This is a genomic window from Pseudomonas sp. K2I15 (assembly GCF_002204795.1).
Taxonomy (GTDB): domain Bacteria; phylum Pseudomonadota; class Gammaproteobacteria; order Pseudomonadales; family Pseudomonadaceae; genus Aquipseudomonas.
In genome coordinates this window covers 106,140-121,789 of record NZ_NIXO01000012.1, presented here as the reverse complement: position 1 = coordinate 121,789, position 15,650 = coordinate 106,140, and the positions used below count along the sequence as shown (strand labels likewise).

Genomic DNA, 15,650 nt, shown 5'->3' with positions numbered 1-15,650 from the left:
AGCTGTCAAACAGCCGATTTAGCGATTAAGGAGTATTGGGGTGTCGAGTACTGATGATGACCAGCTGGCCGAGTTCAAAGACTGGTGGCAGCGCAACGGCAAGCCCCTGGTCACTGGCGGTTTGCTGGCTTTAGTAGTGGTGTTCGGCTGGCAAGCCTGGCACAAGTATCAGGCTAACCAGTCGCAAGGCGCCTCGATTATCTATCAGCAATTGCTGGAAACCACGCTGACGCCAAACGGCAAACCGGACCTCGCCCAAGTGGCAGACCTGGCCGGCAAGCTGAAGAGCGAATTTGGCGGTAGCACCTACGCGCAATACGGCAGCCTGTTCGTCGCAAAAGTTGCGGTCGACAACGGCAAGCTGGATGACGCAGCCTCCGAGCTGAAAGCCATCACCGACAAGCCTGCCAACCCGACACTGGGTGAAATCGCACGTCAGCGTCTGGCTCAGGTACTGGCGGCACAGAACAAGGCCGACGACGCACTGAAACTGCTCGACGGCGATGCTGACAAGGCATTTTTGGCGACTCGTGAAGAGCTCAAGGGCGACCTGCTGGTCCAATTGGGTCGTACCGACGAAGCCAATGCTGCGTACCAAAAAGCCAAGGCGGCGCTGTCTGATGAAGCGGCGGTCGGTGGCTTACAAATCAAGCTCGACGACTTGGCCAAAGGGGATGCGTGACGTGATCCGTTGGAAACATGCAGCATTGCTGGCTCTGGCCGTTTTGGCCGCGGGTTGCAGCAGCAACAGCAAAAAAGAACTGCCTCCGGCCGAGCTGACCAGCTTCAAGGAAGAAGTGGTCCTGCAAAAGCAGTGGAGCCGCTCCATTGGTGACGGTCAGGGCGACTTGTACAACCTGATGGTCCCGGCGATCGACGGTGACACCATCTTCGCCGCTGACTCCACCGGCGTTGTAGTCTCCATGGATCGCATGAACGGCGACGTCAAATGGAAGAAAGACCTCGAACTGCCTGTGTCCGGCGCCGTTGGCGTGGGTTCCGGCCTGGTGCTGCTCGGCACGCTGAAAGGCGACGTCGTGGCGCTGGATTCGAGCACCGGTGAAGAGAAATGGCGCTCTCGCGTGACCAGTGAAGTGCTCTCGCCACCGGCTACCAACGGTGACATCGTTGTCGTTCAGACCCAGGATGACCGTGTGATCGGCCTCGACGCCGCCACCGGTAACCAGCGCTGGTTGTATGACAGCACGCCGGCGGTCCTGACCTTGCGCGGTACCAGCGGTCCGGTTGTGACCAGCAACCTCGCACTGGCAGGCCTGTCGACCGGTAAAGTGGTCGCCCTGGACACCCAGAACGGCGTGCCGGCCTGGGAAACCCGTGTTGCGATCCCTCAGGGTCGTTCGGAACTGGACCGCGTAGTGGACATCGACGGTGGCTTGCTGCTGTCGGGTGAGACCCTTTACGTCGCCACGTATCAGGGCCGTGTTGCGGCGCTGGACGTGCAAAGCGGCCGGATCAACTGGCAGCGTGATGCTTCCAGCTACGCCGGTGTCGCCCAAGGGTTTGGCAGCGTCTACGTCAGCCTGGCGTCCGGCACCGTTGAAAGTGTCGACGAGCGTTCCACCACTGCATTGTGGAGCAATGACTCCCTGGCTCGCCGTCAGTTGTCGGCACCGGAGGTGTTCTCCAGCTACGTAGCGGTAGGCGACTTTGAAGGTTACCTGCACCTGCTGAGCCAGGTGGACGGTCGCTTCGTCGGTCGCGAACGTATCGACAGCGACGGCCTGCGTGCCCGTCCGCTGGTGGTGGGTAACATGCTTTACGTGTATGGCAACAGCGGCAAACTGGAAGCGCTGACCATCAAGTAAGGGTTTGACTATGCTTGGGGTAACACCCAGGCGGCCCCGCTTCGGCGGGGCATGCGGCATTTAAATATGCTGCCCCGAGCACCAGCCGCTGCCTTGCAGCGGCTTTTGTATTTTCTGAAATAACGAAGTGGAGAGCCGCATGGTTCCCGTAATCGCCCTGGTGGGCCGACCGAACGTCGGCAAGTCCACCTTGTTCAACCGCCTGACCAGGACTCGCGACGCCATCGTCGGCGACTTGTCCGGTCTGACCCGTGATCGCCAATACGGTGAGGCAAAGTGGCAAGGGCGCTCCTACATTATTGTCGACACCGGTGGTATCTCCGGTGACGAGCATGGCATGGACGAAAAGATGGCCGAGCAGTCGCTGCTGGCCATTGAAGAAGCTGATGTCGTGTTGTTCCTGGTGGACGCCCGCGCGGGCTACACCGCTGCTGACCAAATGATTGGCGAGCACCTGCGCAAGCGCAACAAGCGTTCCTACGTGGTGGCCAACAAGATCGACAACATCGATCCTGAAATGGCCCGCGCCGAGTTCAGCCCGATGGGCCTGGGCGACGCGATCCCGATCGCCGGTGCCCACGGTCGCGGCATCACCCAGATGCTGGAGATCGCCCTGCGCGACTTCCCGCGTGATGACGTGGATGAAGTCGAAGGCGAAGAAGAGATCGTTGCCGAAGGCGAGGAGGCCAAGCGCATTCCTGGCCCAAGCGAAAAAGACGGTATCAAGATCGCGATCATCGGCCGCCCGAACGTCGGCAAGTCGACCCTGGTCAACCGTATGCTGGGTGAAGACCGGGTAATCGTCTATGACGAGCCCGGCACCACCCGCGACAGTATCTACATCCCGTTCGAGCGTAACGACGAGAAGTACACGCTGATCGACACCGCTGGTGTGCGCAAGCGCGGCAAGATCCACGAGGAAGTTGAAAAGTTCTCCGTGGTGAAAACCCTGCAGGCGATCAAAGACGCCAACGTGGTGATCTTCGTCATGGACGCCCGCGAAGGCGTGGTAGACCATGACCTGAACTTGCTGGGCTTTGCCCTGGAAGCCGGTCGCGCCCTGGTGATCGCGATCAACAAGTGGGACGGCATGACGCCGAGCGAGCGCGATTTCGTCAAGATCGAACTGCAGCGTCGTCTGTTCTTCGTCGAGTTCGCCGATATCCACTTTATCTCGGCACTGCACGGTACCGGCGTGGGCAACCTCTACGCTTCGGTGCAGAACTCGTTCAAGTCCGCGGTCACCCGCTGGCCGACCAACCGCCTGACCCAGATTCTTGAAGATGCGGTCAGCGAGCATGCGCCACCGATGGTCAACAACCGTCGGATCAAGCTGCGTTATGCTCACTTGGGTGGTGCCAACCCGCCGATTATCGTGATCCACGGTAATCAACTGGAGAAGGTGCCGAAGTCCTACGTGCGTTACCTGGAAAACACCTACCGCCGTGTCTTGAAACTGGTCGGTACGCCGATCCGTATCGAGTTCAAGGGTGGCGAGAACCCGTACGAAGGCAACAAGAACAGCCTCACCGACCGCCAGGTAAACAAAAAGCGCCGGATGATGACGCACCACAAGAAAGCCGACAAAAAGCGCCGCGACAAGCGCTGATCCTGATCGGTTAAAAAAGGGCTCTTTCGGAGCCCTTTTTTTGTGCCTGGCGGTTGACCCTTCGCCGCATGCAGCTTAAAACTTGGGGCTCACCGCAAGGGGCGCACCGATGATCACCAGCAAGCTGCCGAATGTCGGCACCACCATCTTCACCACCATGTCGCAACTCGCCGCCGAAACCGGTGCGCTCAACTTGTCCCAAGGCTTTCCCGACTTTAATGGCCCCCAAGAGTTACTCGATGCAGTGGGCAAACACATTGCACTGGGCCATAACCAATACGCTCCGATGACCGGCCTGCCGGTGCTGCGCCAGCAAGTGGCAGCCAAGATCGCCCGCGGCTATGGCGCCACGGTGAATGCCGATAGCGAAGTGACCATCACCCCAGGCGCCACCGAGGCGATCTTCTGTGCGATCCAGGCGGTGATCCGCAACGGTGATGAAGTCATCGTGTTCGACCCGGCCTATGACAGCTACGAGCCCTCGGTAGAACTGGCAGGCGGCCGCTGTGTACATGTGCAACTGGGCCTGCATGACTTCGCCCTGGACTTCGAGCAACTGCGCGCGGCGCTGTCACCGCGCACCCGCATGATCATCCTCAACAGCCCGCACAACCCCACTGGCGCATTGATCAGCCGTGCCGAGCTGGACCAGTTGGCCGAGTTGATCCGCGACCGTGACATTTACCTGGTCAGCGACGAGGTCTATGAACACCTGGTATTCGACGGTGTGCCCCACGTCAGCGTGCTGGCCCACGAAGAGCTGTACCAGCGCGCCTTCGTGGTCAGCTCCTTCGGCAAGACCTACCACGTTACCGGCTGGAAGACCGGCTACGTGATCGCGCCACCAGCCCTCAGCGCCGAACTGCGCAAGGTGCATCAATATGTCAACTTTTGCGGCGTGACCCCGTTGCAGTACGCTTTGGCAGACTTCATGGCCGAACACCCGGAACATGTCGAGGAACTGCCGGCTTTTTATCAAGCCAAGCGCGACCTGTTCTGCGACCTGCTGGAACCGTCGCGTTTCAGCTTTACCCGGGTGGCCGGTACTTACTTCCAACTGGTGAATTACTCACAGATTCGCCCAGACCTGGATGACGTTGCCATGTCACTGTGGATGACCCGCGAACATGGCGTGGCGACCATTCCGGTCTCGGTGTTCTACCAGAACCCACCGCAAGGCCAGCGCCTGGTGCGACTGTGCTTTGCCAAACGCGAGGAGACGCTGCGCCAAGCAGCCGAGAAACTATGCGTGATCTGAGTGCACTGCCCAACCTGAACATTGCCCTGGTGCAAACCACCCTGGCCTGGCACGACCGCCAGGCCAACCTGGAGCATTTCGAACTGCTGCTGGAACAGGCCAAGGGGGCCGACCTGATCGTGCTGCCGGAGATGTTCACCACCGGTTTCTCGATGGAGTCGCAAACCCTCGCCGAGCCCGAAAACGGCCCCACCCATCAATGGCTCCAAGCCCAGGCCAAGAAGTACAACGCCGTGATCGCCGGCAGCGTGATCATCCAGGCCGCTGACCGCAGCCACCGCAACCGCCTGCTCTGGGCGCGCCCGGATGGCGAGGTGCTGCACTACGACAAACGCCACCTGTTCCGCATGGCCGGTGAACACGACCACTACACCCCCGGCGAGCGCCAGGTGCAGTTCGAACTCAAGGGTTGGCGGATACGTCCGTTGATCTGCTACGACCTGCGCTTCCCTGTGTGGAGCCGTGACGCCCAGGACACGGACCTGCTGCTGTACACCGCCAACTGGCCGGGTGCGCGGCGCCAGCACTGGAACCGCCTGCTGCCGGCACGGGCCATCGAAAACCTGTGTTACGTGGCGGCGGTGAATCGGGTGGGTACGGACGGCAAGGGTTTTGCCTACACCGGAGACAGCCAGGTCCTGGACTTCCAGGGAGAAAGCCTGCTGAGTGCAGGGGAGGCGGACGGCGTGTTCCAGGTGTGCCTGGATGCATCGGAACTGGCCGCGTACCGCACACGCTTCCCGGCGAACCTGGATGCGGACAGCTTCGAGTTCACCTGAAGGGTTTTCGTCGCCTGATAGAGTGCTTTCGCGAGCAAGCCCCACATTCGACCTGCGCAACCTGAAAGAACGCGGTCAAAATGTGGGAGCGGGCTTGCTCGCGAAGAGGCCCTGACAGTCACCACAAATTTAGAACCCAACAAAAAGGCCCCTGGATTCTCATCCAGGGGCCTTCTGTATTTCAGCAATCAGCGTTTACGCCGCTTTTGCTTCCAGCTGGCTCAACGAACGGTTCAGGGCACTGAACACCGCCTTGAAGCTCGCCGTGGTGATGTTTTCATCAATACCCACGCCATGCACCGGACGCTCGCCGTTCACCCGCAGCTCAATGTAGGCCGCTGCCTTGGCATTGGTGCCGGCGCCAATCGCGTGTTCGTTGTAATCCATGATCTCAACACCAATCGGCAGCCCGGCCACCAGCGCTTCCAGGGCGCCGTTGCCTTTGCCGTGCCAGCGCAGGTTGGTTTCGCCCTGGCCCTTGCCCGAGACTTCAACTTCCACCGAGCTGTTGCCGTTCTCTTCCTGCAAGCGATGGCTGACCAGCGCGTAAGGAATGTTGGCTTGCAGGTATTCACGCTGCAATAAGCTGTAGATCTGCGAGGCCGTCATCTCCAGGCCCACACGATCGGTTTCGGCCTGTACCACCTGGCTGAATTCGATCTGCATGCGGCGCGGCAAGCTGATGCCGTATTCCTGCTCCAGCAGGTAGGCGATGCCGCCTTTGCCCGACTGGCTGTTGACGCGAATCACCGCCTCGTAGCTGCGGCCGATGTCGGCCGGGTCGATCGGCAAGTACGGCACTTCCCACAAAGCGTCCGGTTTCTGCTGGGTGAAGCCCTTGCGGATCGCGTCCTGGTGGGAGCCGGAGAAGGCGGTGTGAACCAGGTCGCCGACGTACGGGTGACGTGGGTGCACCGGGATCTGGTTGCACTCTTCGACGACCTTGCGCACGCCGTCGATGTCGGAGAAGTCCAGCTGCGGGTCGAGGCCCTGGGTGTACATGTTCAACGCCACGGTCACCAGGTCGACGTTACCGGTACGCTCGCCATTGCCGAATAAGCAACCTTCGACACGGTCTGCGCCGGCCATCAGGCCCAACTCGGTGGCGGCCACGCCAGTGCCACGGTCGTTGTGGGTGTGCAGGCTGATGATCACGCTGTCACGACGGTTGATATGGCGACCGAACCACTCGATCTGGTCGGCATAGATGTTCGGGGTGGCACATTCAACGGTGGCCGGCAGGTTGAGGATCACCTTGTGCTCAGGCGTCGGGTTCCAGACCTCGATCACCGCGTCACAGACTTCCTTGGCGAACTCCAGCTCGGTTGCGCTGAAGGTCTCAGGCGAGTACTCGAAGGTCCACTGGGTTTCTGGCTGCTGGGCGGCGTATTTGACGAACAGCTTGGCCGCGTTGACCGCGATGGCCTTGATGCCGTCTTTGTCCTGGTTGAACACGATGCGGCGGAACGACGGCGAGGTGGCGTTGTACAAGTGAACGATGGCTTTCTTCGCCCCGCGCAGGGATTCGAAGGTGCGTGCGATCAAGTCTTCACGGCCCTGGGTCAGCACCTGGATGGTGGTGTCCTCGGGGATGTGGTTGTCTTCGATCAGGGTACGCACGAAGTCGAAGTCGGTTTGCGATGCAGCCGGGAACGAAGCCTCGATTTCCTTCACGCCGACGGCGACCAAGGTCTTCCAGAAGCGCAGCTTTTTCACCGCGTCCATCGGTTCGATCAGCGACTGGTTGCCGTCGCGCAAGTCGGAACTGCACCAAATCGGCGCGGCGGTAATGGTCTTCGACGGCCAAGTGCGGTCCGGGATATCAATGGTCGGAAATGCGCGGTACTTCGAAGACGGGTCTTTGAGCATGCTCATCGGGAAATCCTTTGTGTAGGGGCCGAGAAAAGGCGGCCTGCCGTAAAACTGTTATTGGGGATAAAGCAAAAGACGAGGCAGATCGATTCAGCCTGGCAGTCGTGCGCTGACTAGGCACAGGCTGCGGTGCTGGCGAAGCTGAATGAGGGTGTGAGAGGTTTTCATAGGTCCAACCCTAACCGCCGGGGTGAAAGATGGCAAGCAGTCGGAAAAAATTGAGAGAAGTTCTGCTATTGGCGTAGGAGACGAGATTTTATGGTTGATAATTGTGTATGGGGTTGTTTTGTTTGCGCACCTGTTGCCGGGTGCGCAATTGAACGTCAAGGCTGAAACGCCCCGATAAAGATCGCCGGATCCACCCGCGCGTCGTTCAGGCTGATGTTCCAATGCATGTGCGGCCCGGTCGCCCGCCCAGTGGAACCAACCTTGCCCACCACCGCGCCACGCGCCAGTTGCTGGCCCACGCTCACGTCAATCTTCGACATATGGCAGAACATGCTGATAAAGCCCTGGCCATGGTCCACAAACACGGTGTTGCCGTTGAAGAAGAAGTTACCGGTGAGAATCACCTTGCCTGCCGCCGGCGTCTTGATCGGCGTACCGGCGCCCACGGCAAAGTCCAGGCCCGAATGCGGATTACGCTCCTCGCCATTGAAGAAACGTCGCACGCCGAACTTGCTCGACAGTGGCCCGTTCACCGGCTTGTCCAGCAGCAGGTTGCTCGGGGTGTTCGGGCTGAAGCTGCGATAGGCCTTGAGTTGAACCGCCAGCTCACCTTCGATGCGTTTCAGCTGCGCCGGGTCGGGGTTCACCTGGCTTTTGTTCTTGAGGGTGATGTGCTGCTCGGGGTACTTCTTGAAACCCACGATAAACGGCAGGTTTTGGCTGCCGCTGGTGATGCGCTGGGTGCCGGGTTTGACCGTCAGCGGGATGCCGACAATCGCCAGCCAGTTGTTCTGCTCCTTCACCACCAGCACCGGCCGGTTCAGGTAAGTGGCTTTGGGCGCCGTCGCCGACGTACCGAGGTCGACCACCGCCACGCCACCGGGTACCGGCTTGTTCAGCAGCCGGGTGATGTAACTGTCTGCGTGGGCATTGAAGGTCAGGCACAACAGCATCAACAAACTTAAAAAGCGTGGCATCAATCAATCCAGTAACGAGAGGGTGACGGGCGTCAGGTGGTTGTCTTCCACCCGCACCTGCAATTGGCCTTCACCGAGGCGCGCGGTCAGGCGCTGGCCGGTGTGGGTTTGCGCGGCATTGCGAATCGCCTGGCCGCGCTCGTCGAGCAAGATGCTGTAGCCGCGCGCAAGAGTAGCCAGTGGGCTGACCACGTGCAGCGTCTGCACCTGGCTTTGCAGTTGCAGGCGGCGCGCCTTGAGGCCTTCGCGCATGGCGCGCGGCAAGCGTTCGGCGAGGCTGTCCAGGCGTTGGCGCAGCAGCGCCAGTTGGCGGCCCGGGTGTTGGCCGGCAAGGCGGGTTTCCAGGCGGATCAGCCGCTCGCGACGCGTATTCAGGCTGCGCTCGAAGGCCCGGCGCAGGCGCATGTCCAGGTCGTCCAGGCGCTGGGCTTGCTGGCGCAGGCGTTCGCCCGGGTGACGCAGGCGACGGGCCATGCCTTCCAGGCGCAGGCGGTCGTGCATCAGGCGGTTGCGCATGCGCATTACCAGGCGCCGGTGCAGGCTTTCGACCTGGCGCACCAGGTCGCTGGAGTCCGGGGCCAGCAGTTCGGCCGCAGCGGAGGGTGTCGGGGCGCGCACGTCGGCGACAAAGTCGCTGATGGACACATCGGTTTCATGGCCGACGGCACTGACGATGGGCGTCACGCAGGCGTCCACCGCACGCGCTACGGCTTCTTCGTTGAAGCACCAGAGGTCTTCCAGCGAGCCGCCGCCACGGGCCAGGATCAACGCGTCAAAGCCGCGTGCGTCGGCCAGCTTCAGTGCGCGGACGATTTGCGATACCGCTTCACGGCCCTGCACGGCAGTCGGGATCAACGTCAGTTCTACGTTGGGCGCCCGGCGGCGGAACACGCTGATGATGTCGCGGATCACCGCGCCGGTGGGCGAGCTGATAATCCCGATGCGCCGTGGGTGTGCAGGCAGCGGCACCTTGCGCTCGGCACTGAACAGGCCTTCGGCACTGAGTTTTTCCTTCAGCGCATCAAAGGCCAGGCGCAACGCGCCATCACCGGCCGGCTCCACCGTGTCGAGAATCAGCTGATAGTCGCCCCGGCCTTCAAACAGCGAGACCTTGCCCCGTACCTTCACCGCCAAACCGTCTTTCAACGCCTGGCGCACCCGTGCGGCGTTCTGCCGGAACAGCGCGCAACGCACCTGGGCGCCGCTGTCCTTAAGGGTGAAGTACACGTGGCCGGAGGCTGGGCGGGCGAGGTTGGAGATCTCGCCTTCGACCCAGATATTGGTGAACACGTCTTCCAGCAACACCCGCGCACGGCCGTTGAGCTGGCTGACAGTCAGGACTTCGCGGTCCAGGCCCAGACGGGCAAAGGGATCTTTAATCATGGGCGGCAGTTTATAGGCATTCGTGCAGGGTTTGACAGAACTGCTCCACCAGCGCACTCGGCGTTTGCTGGCAGGCGAGGGCGACGGTGCTTTGGCAATCGGGGTCGGCCAGGGGCAAAAAATGGACGTTGGCGGGTGCAATGTCCTGCATCGACTCCGGCAGCAGGGCAATCCCGAATCCGGCCTGGATCAGCTGTAATTGCGTGGTCTTGCGCGACATCACCCGGGCGGCCTTGGGGAAAAACCCTGCACGCATGCACAACTCGGCTGACAGGTAACTCAGCCCTCCGCGCTGCGGGTGAGGGATCGAGATAAACGCTTCGTTCTTCAGTTGCGCCAAATCGATACCGGATGTGTGCCCGGCTAAAGGGTGGTTGGGCGGCACGGCCAACAACAACCGCTCGCTATATAAAGGCACGATGCGCACGCCTTCGCGCTGGCGCAACACCGGCAAGCGCAACAGCCCGACCTCCAGGCGACCGTCGGCGATTTCTTCCAACTGCGCTTCGGAGGACAGTTTGACGATGTCCATCGACACGCCCGGGCATTGCTCCAGCCAGGCACCGATACCGCGCAGCAAGCGGCCACTCATCGGCACCGTGCTTGAATGGCTCATCCGCAGCGTGCCGAGTTGGCCATTGCCTACTTGCGTCGCCATCTCACTGGCCTTGAGCAGTTCGCCCAGCAGGTTGCGTGCCCGTGGGTAAAACGCCTCGCCCGCGGCCGTCAGCCGTGGCTGGCGCGCGGTGCGTTGGAACAATGGCGTTTGCAGCAGGTTTTCCAGCTCCTTGATCTGCCGGCTGAGGGCCGATTGCGCGACAAACAGCCGCTCGGCCGCCGCGCTGAAGCTGCCGCTCTCGGCGATTTCGACGAAGTAACGCAATTGCCGGGTGGAAATCACAAGTCATGCCTTTTCGAGATGAGTGACGGGCTTTGAAGATATTAGTCGCAACGCTCGCCAATGGCTAAAGTGATGGCCATCACTAATAAGGAATACCTCATGAGCCCGGTCGAACTGTTGAGTCATTGGTCGTTTGGCGGTGTGGACTGGCTGGTGATCGGCGTGGCGATTGCCCTGGCCTATATCGTGTTCGGCATCGCAGGTTTTGGCACCGCGCTGGTAGCGGGGCCGATCCTGATTCTGTTCATGCCGTTGTCGAAGATCATCCCGCTGCTGGTGCTGCTGGATTTTGTCGCGGCCTTTGGCAACCTCCTGCAATCGCGGCGGGATGTGGTGAAGCCGGAATTGCTGAGGCTGCTGCCATGCATGGCGATTGGCTGCACCCTTGGGGTGATCTTCCTGCTCAACCTGCACTCCGATTTATTGCTGCTGCTGATGGGCCTGTTTATCAGCACGTATGCCATCTACAGCCTGGCGGTGAAGGCCAAGCCCACGCAACTGGCGGCCGGCTGGGCGATTCCCATGGGAGTTGTCGGCGGGCTGTTTGGGGCATTGTTCGGCAGTGGCGGCTTTTTATATGCGATCTACCTCAACAGCCGCTTGCCCAAGGACGGCGCGCGGGCGACCCAGAGCGCGTTGATCAGTTGCAGCACGGTGGTGCGCCTGAGCCTGTTTTTGATCGCGGGCGTGTATGCCGAGCTACCCTTATTGATGTTGGCGGTGTGCCTGCTGCCGGCCATGGCGCTCGGGCTGTGGGCAGGCCGGCGGCTGACCCTGCGCATGTCCCGCGAGGCGTTCGTGCGGTTGGTGACCTGGCTGGTGCTGGCCAGCGGCATTGCCTTGATTGCCCGTTACTTGAGTACTTGACCTGTGGGTGTCAGGGATTAAGCTGCCGGGCTCCAGGGCCTCTTCGCGAGCAAGCCCGCTCCCACATTCGACTGCGTTTATCCTATAAGAATGCATTCTAATGTGGGAGCGGGCTTGCTCGCGAAGGCGTCAGACGGCACACCGCAGGACACCCAGGCCTCATGAATTCCCAAAGCATCCTTGTCCCCAAAATCTCCACGCTACCTGTCCACGAACCCCGCGCCCGGGCGATCGTGCGCTGGCTGGTGCGCAAGAACATCGTCAAGGAAGAACTCACCACCTGCGGGCGCACCGGCAACCGCATGGGCTACGCACTGGCCGACGGTGCCCGCGCCGTGGTGCTGCACCCCGATGCGCTGCCGTTCAACGAGCCGATCAATGGCCTGGAGATCATCTACAAGCGCTGCATCTACACCCCGGCCAAGGGTTTTCTTGAAGAAGCCGGCTGCCCCGAATGCCTCAAGGAAGTCGGCGAAGCACTGTTCGAAAGCCTGGAAGACTGGATGCCCGGCCACACCGATAACTTCACTTGCCCGCTGTGTGGGCATGAAGATGACATCAACGGCTTCCTGTTCCTGCAGGAATGCGGTTTCTCCAACCTGGGATTCATCTTCAACAACTGGGCGGAGGCGGGGTTCAAACAGAGCTTTATCGACGAATTTGCCGATTGGCTCGATCAAAAGATGAGCTGGGTCAAAGTCGAGCTTTAGCCCGATGTTTTATCCTTCTATCAGTATTACCAATAATGTCAGAGTTTTACATTGAGCCCCGGGGGGTGTCTGAGTATAATGGCGCGCTTCCATTTTCCCGCTCGGGAGCCCCCGCGATGCTGCGTATCAGCCAAGAAGCTCTGACATTCGACGACATTCTCCTAGTGCCCGGTTATTCCGAGGTGCTTCCTAACGAAGTCAGTCTCAAGACCCGCCTAACCCGTGGCATCGAGCTGAATATTCCTCTGGTTTCTGCTGCCATGGACACCGTCACTGAAGCCCGTTTGGCAATCGCCATGGCTCAGGAAGGCGGCATCGGCATCATCCACAAGAACATGACCATCGAGCAGCAAGCTGCCGAAGTGCGCAAGGTCAAGCGTTACGAAGCCGGTGTGGTCAAGGACCCGATCACCATCGAGGCCGACGCCACCGTACGCGAACTGTTCGAACTGACCCGCCTGCATAACATCTCCGGTGTACCGGTGCTGCATGATGGCGACCTGGTCGGTATCGTCACTTCCCGTGACGTACGTTTCGAAAACCGTCTGGAAGCCACCGTCCGTGAAGTGATGACGCCTAAAGAGCGCCTGGTCACGGTCAAGGAAGGCGCCGACAAGAACGACGTTCGCGAGCTGTTGCACAAGCACCGTATCGAACGCGTACTGATCGTCGACGACAAATTCGCCCTCAAAGGCATGATGACCGTCAACGACATCGAAAAAGCCAAGGCTTACCCGCTGGCCAGCAAGGACGACCAAGGTCGCCTGCGCGTTGGCGCTGCGGTCGGCACCGGCAAAGACACCGGCGAGCGCGTCTCGGCCCTGGTTGCTGCCGGCGTTGACGTGGTGGTGGTCGACACCGCCCACGGTCATTCCAAAGGTGTAATCGACCGCGTTCGTTGGGTCAAAGAGAATTTCCCTGAAGTACAAGTGATCGGCGGCAACATTGCCACCGGCGCTGCCGCCAAGGCACTGGTTGCTGCGGGCGCCGACGCGGTCAAGGTCGGTATCGGCCCTGGCTCGATCTGCACCACCCGTATCGTTGCCGGTGTAGGCGTGCCGCAAATCAGCGCCATCGCCAACGTCGCCGCTGCCCTTGAAGGCACTGGCGTACCGTTGATCGCCGACGGCGGCATCCGTTTCTCTGGTGACCTGTCCAAGGCCATCGTAGCCGGTGCTTCCTGCGTGATGATGGGCTCGATGTTCGCCGGTACTGAAGAAGCGCCAGGCGAGATCGAACTGTTCCAGGGTCGTTCGTACAAGGCTTACCGTGGCATGGGTTCCCTGGGCGCTATGTCCCAGGCTCAAGGTTCTTCCGACCGTTACTTCCAGGACTCCTCCGCGGGCGCCGAGAAGCTGGTACCGGAAGGCATTGAAGGGCGTGTTCCGTACAAGGGCACCCTGAGCGCCATCATCCATCAACTGATGGGCGGCCTGCGTTCCTCGATGGGCTACACCGGCAGCGCCGACATCGAAGAAATGCGCACCAAGCCTGAGTTCGTGCGGATCACCGGTGCCGGCATGGCCGAGTCCCACGTCCACGATGTACAGATCACCAAGGAAGCGCCGAACTACCGCGTAGGTTGATGCTTCCAGCAAATAGTTAAGTAACCGGGGCTGTCTTATTCAGCCCCGAGTTGTTTCTGATTCATTAGACGAGACTGATCTCATGGCCCTCGACATTCACGCCCACCGCATCCTGATCCTCGACTTCGGTTCCCAGTACACCCAATTGATTGCCCGCCGCGTGCGTGAAATCGGCGTGTACTGCGAACTGCATCCGTTCGACATGGACGACGAAGCGATTCGCGAATTCGCTCCAAAAGGCGTCATTCTCGCTGGCGGCCCCGAGTCCGTGCACGAAGCCAACAGCCCGCGTTGCCCACAGGCCGTGTTTGACCTGGGTGTGCCGGTCTTTGGTATCTGCTACGGCATGCAAACCATGGCCGAGCAACTGGGCGGCAAGGTTGAAGGTTCTGAGCTGCGTGAATTCGGTTACGCCCGTGTCGACGTCGTCGGCAAGAGCCGCCTGCTGGACGGTATCGAAGACCACATCGACGCCGACGGCCTGTTCGGCCTCGACGTGTGGATGAGCCACGGTGACAAGGTCACCCGGATGCCGGAAGACTTCCACATCCTGGCCAGCACCCCGAGCTGCCCGATTGCCGGCATGTTCAACGACGAGCGCGGCTACTACGGCGTGCAGTTCCACCCGGAAGTGACCCACACCAAGCAAGGCGGTCGCATCCTGTCGCGTTTTATCCTCGACATCTGCCAGTGCGAAGCGCTGTGGACCCCGTCGAAGATCGCTGAAGACGCCATCGCCAACATCCGTGCCCAGGTCGGCACCGACAACGTCCTGCTGGGCCTGTCCGGCGGTGTGGACTCCTCCGTGGTAGCGGCACTGCTGCACAAGGCCATCGGCGACCAACTGACCTGCGTCTTCGTCGACAACGGCCTGCTGCGCTTGCACGAAGGCGAGCAAGTGATGGCCATGTTCGCCGAGAACATGGGCGTCAAAGTGATTCGCGCCAACGCTGAGGAGCAGTTCCTCAACAACCTGGCCGGCGAGTCCGACCCGGAGAAGAAGCGCAAGATCATCGGCCGCACCTTCATCGACGTATTCGATGCCCAGTCCAACAGCCTGGACAACATCAAGTACCTCGCCCAGGGCACCATCTACCCGGACGTGATCGAGTCGGCTGGCGCCAAGAGCGGCAAGGCCCACGTGATCAAGTCCCACCACAACGTGGGTGGCCTGCCTGAGGAAATGAACCTCAAGCTGGTAGAACCGCTGCGCGAACTGTTCAAGGACGAAGTGCGTCGCCTGGGCCTGGAACTCGGCCTGCCGTACGACATGGTCTACCGTCACCCCTTCCCGGGCCCGGGACTGGGTGTGCGGATCCTGGGTGAAGTGAAGAAGGAATACGCCGACCTGCTGCGTCGCGCCGACCACATCTTCATCGAAGAACTGCGCAAGGCCGACTGGTACCACAAGGTCAGCCAGGCATTCGTGGTGTTCCAGCCAGTCAAGTCGGTTGGTGTTGTAGGCGATGGCCGTCGTTACGCGTGGGTCGTGGCCCTGCGTGCGGTGGAAACCATCGACTTCATGACCGCCCGCTGGGCCCACCTGCCGTACGAACTGCTGGAAACCGTCAGCGGCCGTATCATCAATGAAATCGAAGGTATTTCGCGCGTGACTTACGACGTGTCGAGCAAGCCGCCGGCGACTATTGAGTGGGAATGATGGGACGTCCGGCATTGTCCGGCACGATCTAGCAAGAAATACCCTGAAGCCCGC

Annotated in this window: 13 protein-coding genes; 9 read left to right on the top strand and 4 right to left on the bottom strand. The window is 60.7% G+C overall.

Going from position 1 to position 15,650, the window contains the following annotated elements; all coding sequences use genetic code 11:
- Nucleotides 1–40 precede the first annotated feature (40 nt).
- From CEC48_RS10605 to CEC48_RS10585, 5 genes are all read left to right on the top strand, one after another.
- Nucleotides 41–682: a tetratricopeptide repeat protein gene (locus CEC48_RS10605; RefSeq protein ID WP_010176862.1), complete on the top strand. Its 642-nt coding sequence runs from the start codon at nucleotides 41–43 to the stop codon at nucleotides 680–682.
- A complete protein-coding gene (bamB, locus tag CEC48_RS10600; RefSeq protein WP_088423692.1) occupies nucleotides 675–1,826 on the top strand; it encodes an outer membrane protein assembly factor BamB in 1,152 nt (383 codons plus the stop codon). The genes CEC48_RS10605 and bamB overlap by 8 nt, the downstream gene beginning before the upstream one ends.
- 139 nt (nucleotides 1,827–1,965) lie before the next feature.
- Entirely contained in the window at nucleotides 1,966–3,435 is a 1,470-nt protein-coding gene (gene der, locus CEC48_RS10595) for a ribosome biogenesis GTPase Der (RefSeq protein ID WP_088423691.1), read from the top strand.
- 109 nt (nucleotides 3,436–3,544) lie between these two features.
- Nucleotides 3,545–4,693 (top strand): pyridoxal phosphate-dependent aminotransferase, encoded by a 1,149-nt coding sequence (locus CEC48_RS10590; protein ID WP_088423690.1) that lies wholly within the window; start codon nucleotides 3,545–3,547, stop codon nucleotides 4,691–4,693.
- Nucleotides 4,681–5,472 (top strand): amidohydrolase, encoded by a 792-nt coding sequence (locus CEC48_RS10585; protein ID WP_088423689.1) that lies wholly within the window; start codon nucleotides 4,681–4,683, stop codon nucleotides 5,470–5,472. Before CEC48_RS10590 ends, CEC48_RS10585 begins: the two co-directional genes overlap by 13 nt.
- A 195-nt stretch (nucleotides 5,473–5,667) precedes the next feature.
- On the opposite strand, the gene leuA is transcribed toward CEC48_RS10585, so the two are convergent.
- The 4 genes from leuA to CEC48_RS10560 form a co-directional block, all read right to left on the bottom strand.
- Complete coding sequence (gene leuA / locus CEC48_RS10580; protein WP_088423688.1) at nucleotides 5,668–7,347, bottom strand: 2-isopropylmalate synthase; 1,680 nt, start codon at nucleotides 7,345–7,347, stop codon at nucleotides 5,668–5,670.
- Nucleotides 7,348–7,667: 320 nt separating this feature from the next.
- A complete protein-coding gene (locus tag CEC48_RS10570; RefSeq protein WP_088423687.1) occupies nucleotides 7,668–8,489 on the bottom strand; it encodes a peptidoglycan DD-metalloendopeptidase family protein in 822 nt (273 codons plus the stop codon).
- 3 nt (nucleotides 8,490–8,492) lie between these two features.
- A complete protein-coding gene (xseA, locus tag CEC48_RS10565) occupies nucleotides 8,493–9,872 on the bottom strand; it encodes an exodeoxyribonuclease VII large subunit (protein WP_088423686.1) in 1,380 nt (459 codons plus the stop codon).
- 10 nt (nucleotides 9,873–9,882) lie between these two features.
- Nucleotides 9,883–10,773 (bottom strand): LysR family transcriptional regulator, encoded by an 891-nt coding sequence (locus tag CEC48_RS10560; protein WP_088423685.1) that lies wholly within the window; start codon nucleotides 10,771–10,773, stop codon nucleotides 9,883–9,885.
- Nucleotides 10,774–10,872: 99 nt separating this feature from the next.
- Between CEC48_RS10560 and CEC48_RS10555 the strand changes: the two genes are divergently transcribed.
- From CEC48_RS10555 to guaA, 4 genes are all read left to right on the top strand, one after another.
- A complete protein-coding gene (locus tag CEC48_RS10555; RefSeq protein WP_088423684.1) occupies nucleotides 10,873–11,640 on the top strand; it encodes a sulfite exporter TauE/SafE family protein in 768 nt (255 codons plus the stop codon).
- Nucleotides 11,641–11,801: 161 nt separating this feature from the next.
- Entirely contained in the window at nucleotides 11,802–12,350 is a 549-nt protein-coding gene (locus CEC48_RS10550; RefSeq protein WP_003209647.1) for a hypothetical protein, read from the top strand.
- A 116-nt stretch (nucleotides 12,351–12,466) separates the two neighbouring features.
- Complete coding sequence (guaB, locus tag CEC48_RS10545; protein WP_088423683.1) at nucleotides 12,467–13,936, top strand: IMP dehydrogenase; 1,470 nt, start codon at nucleotides 12,467–12,469, stop codon at nucleotides 13,934–13,936.
- Between the two features lie 82 nt (nucleotides 13,937–14,018).
- A complete protein-coding gene (gene guaA, locus CEC48_RS10540) occupies nucleotides 14,019–15,596 on the top strand; it encodes a glutamine-hydrolyzing GMP synthase (RefSeq protein ID WP_088423682.1) in 1,578 nt (525 codons plus the stop codon).
- Nucleotides 15,597–15,650: the final 54 nt, after the last annotated feature.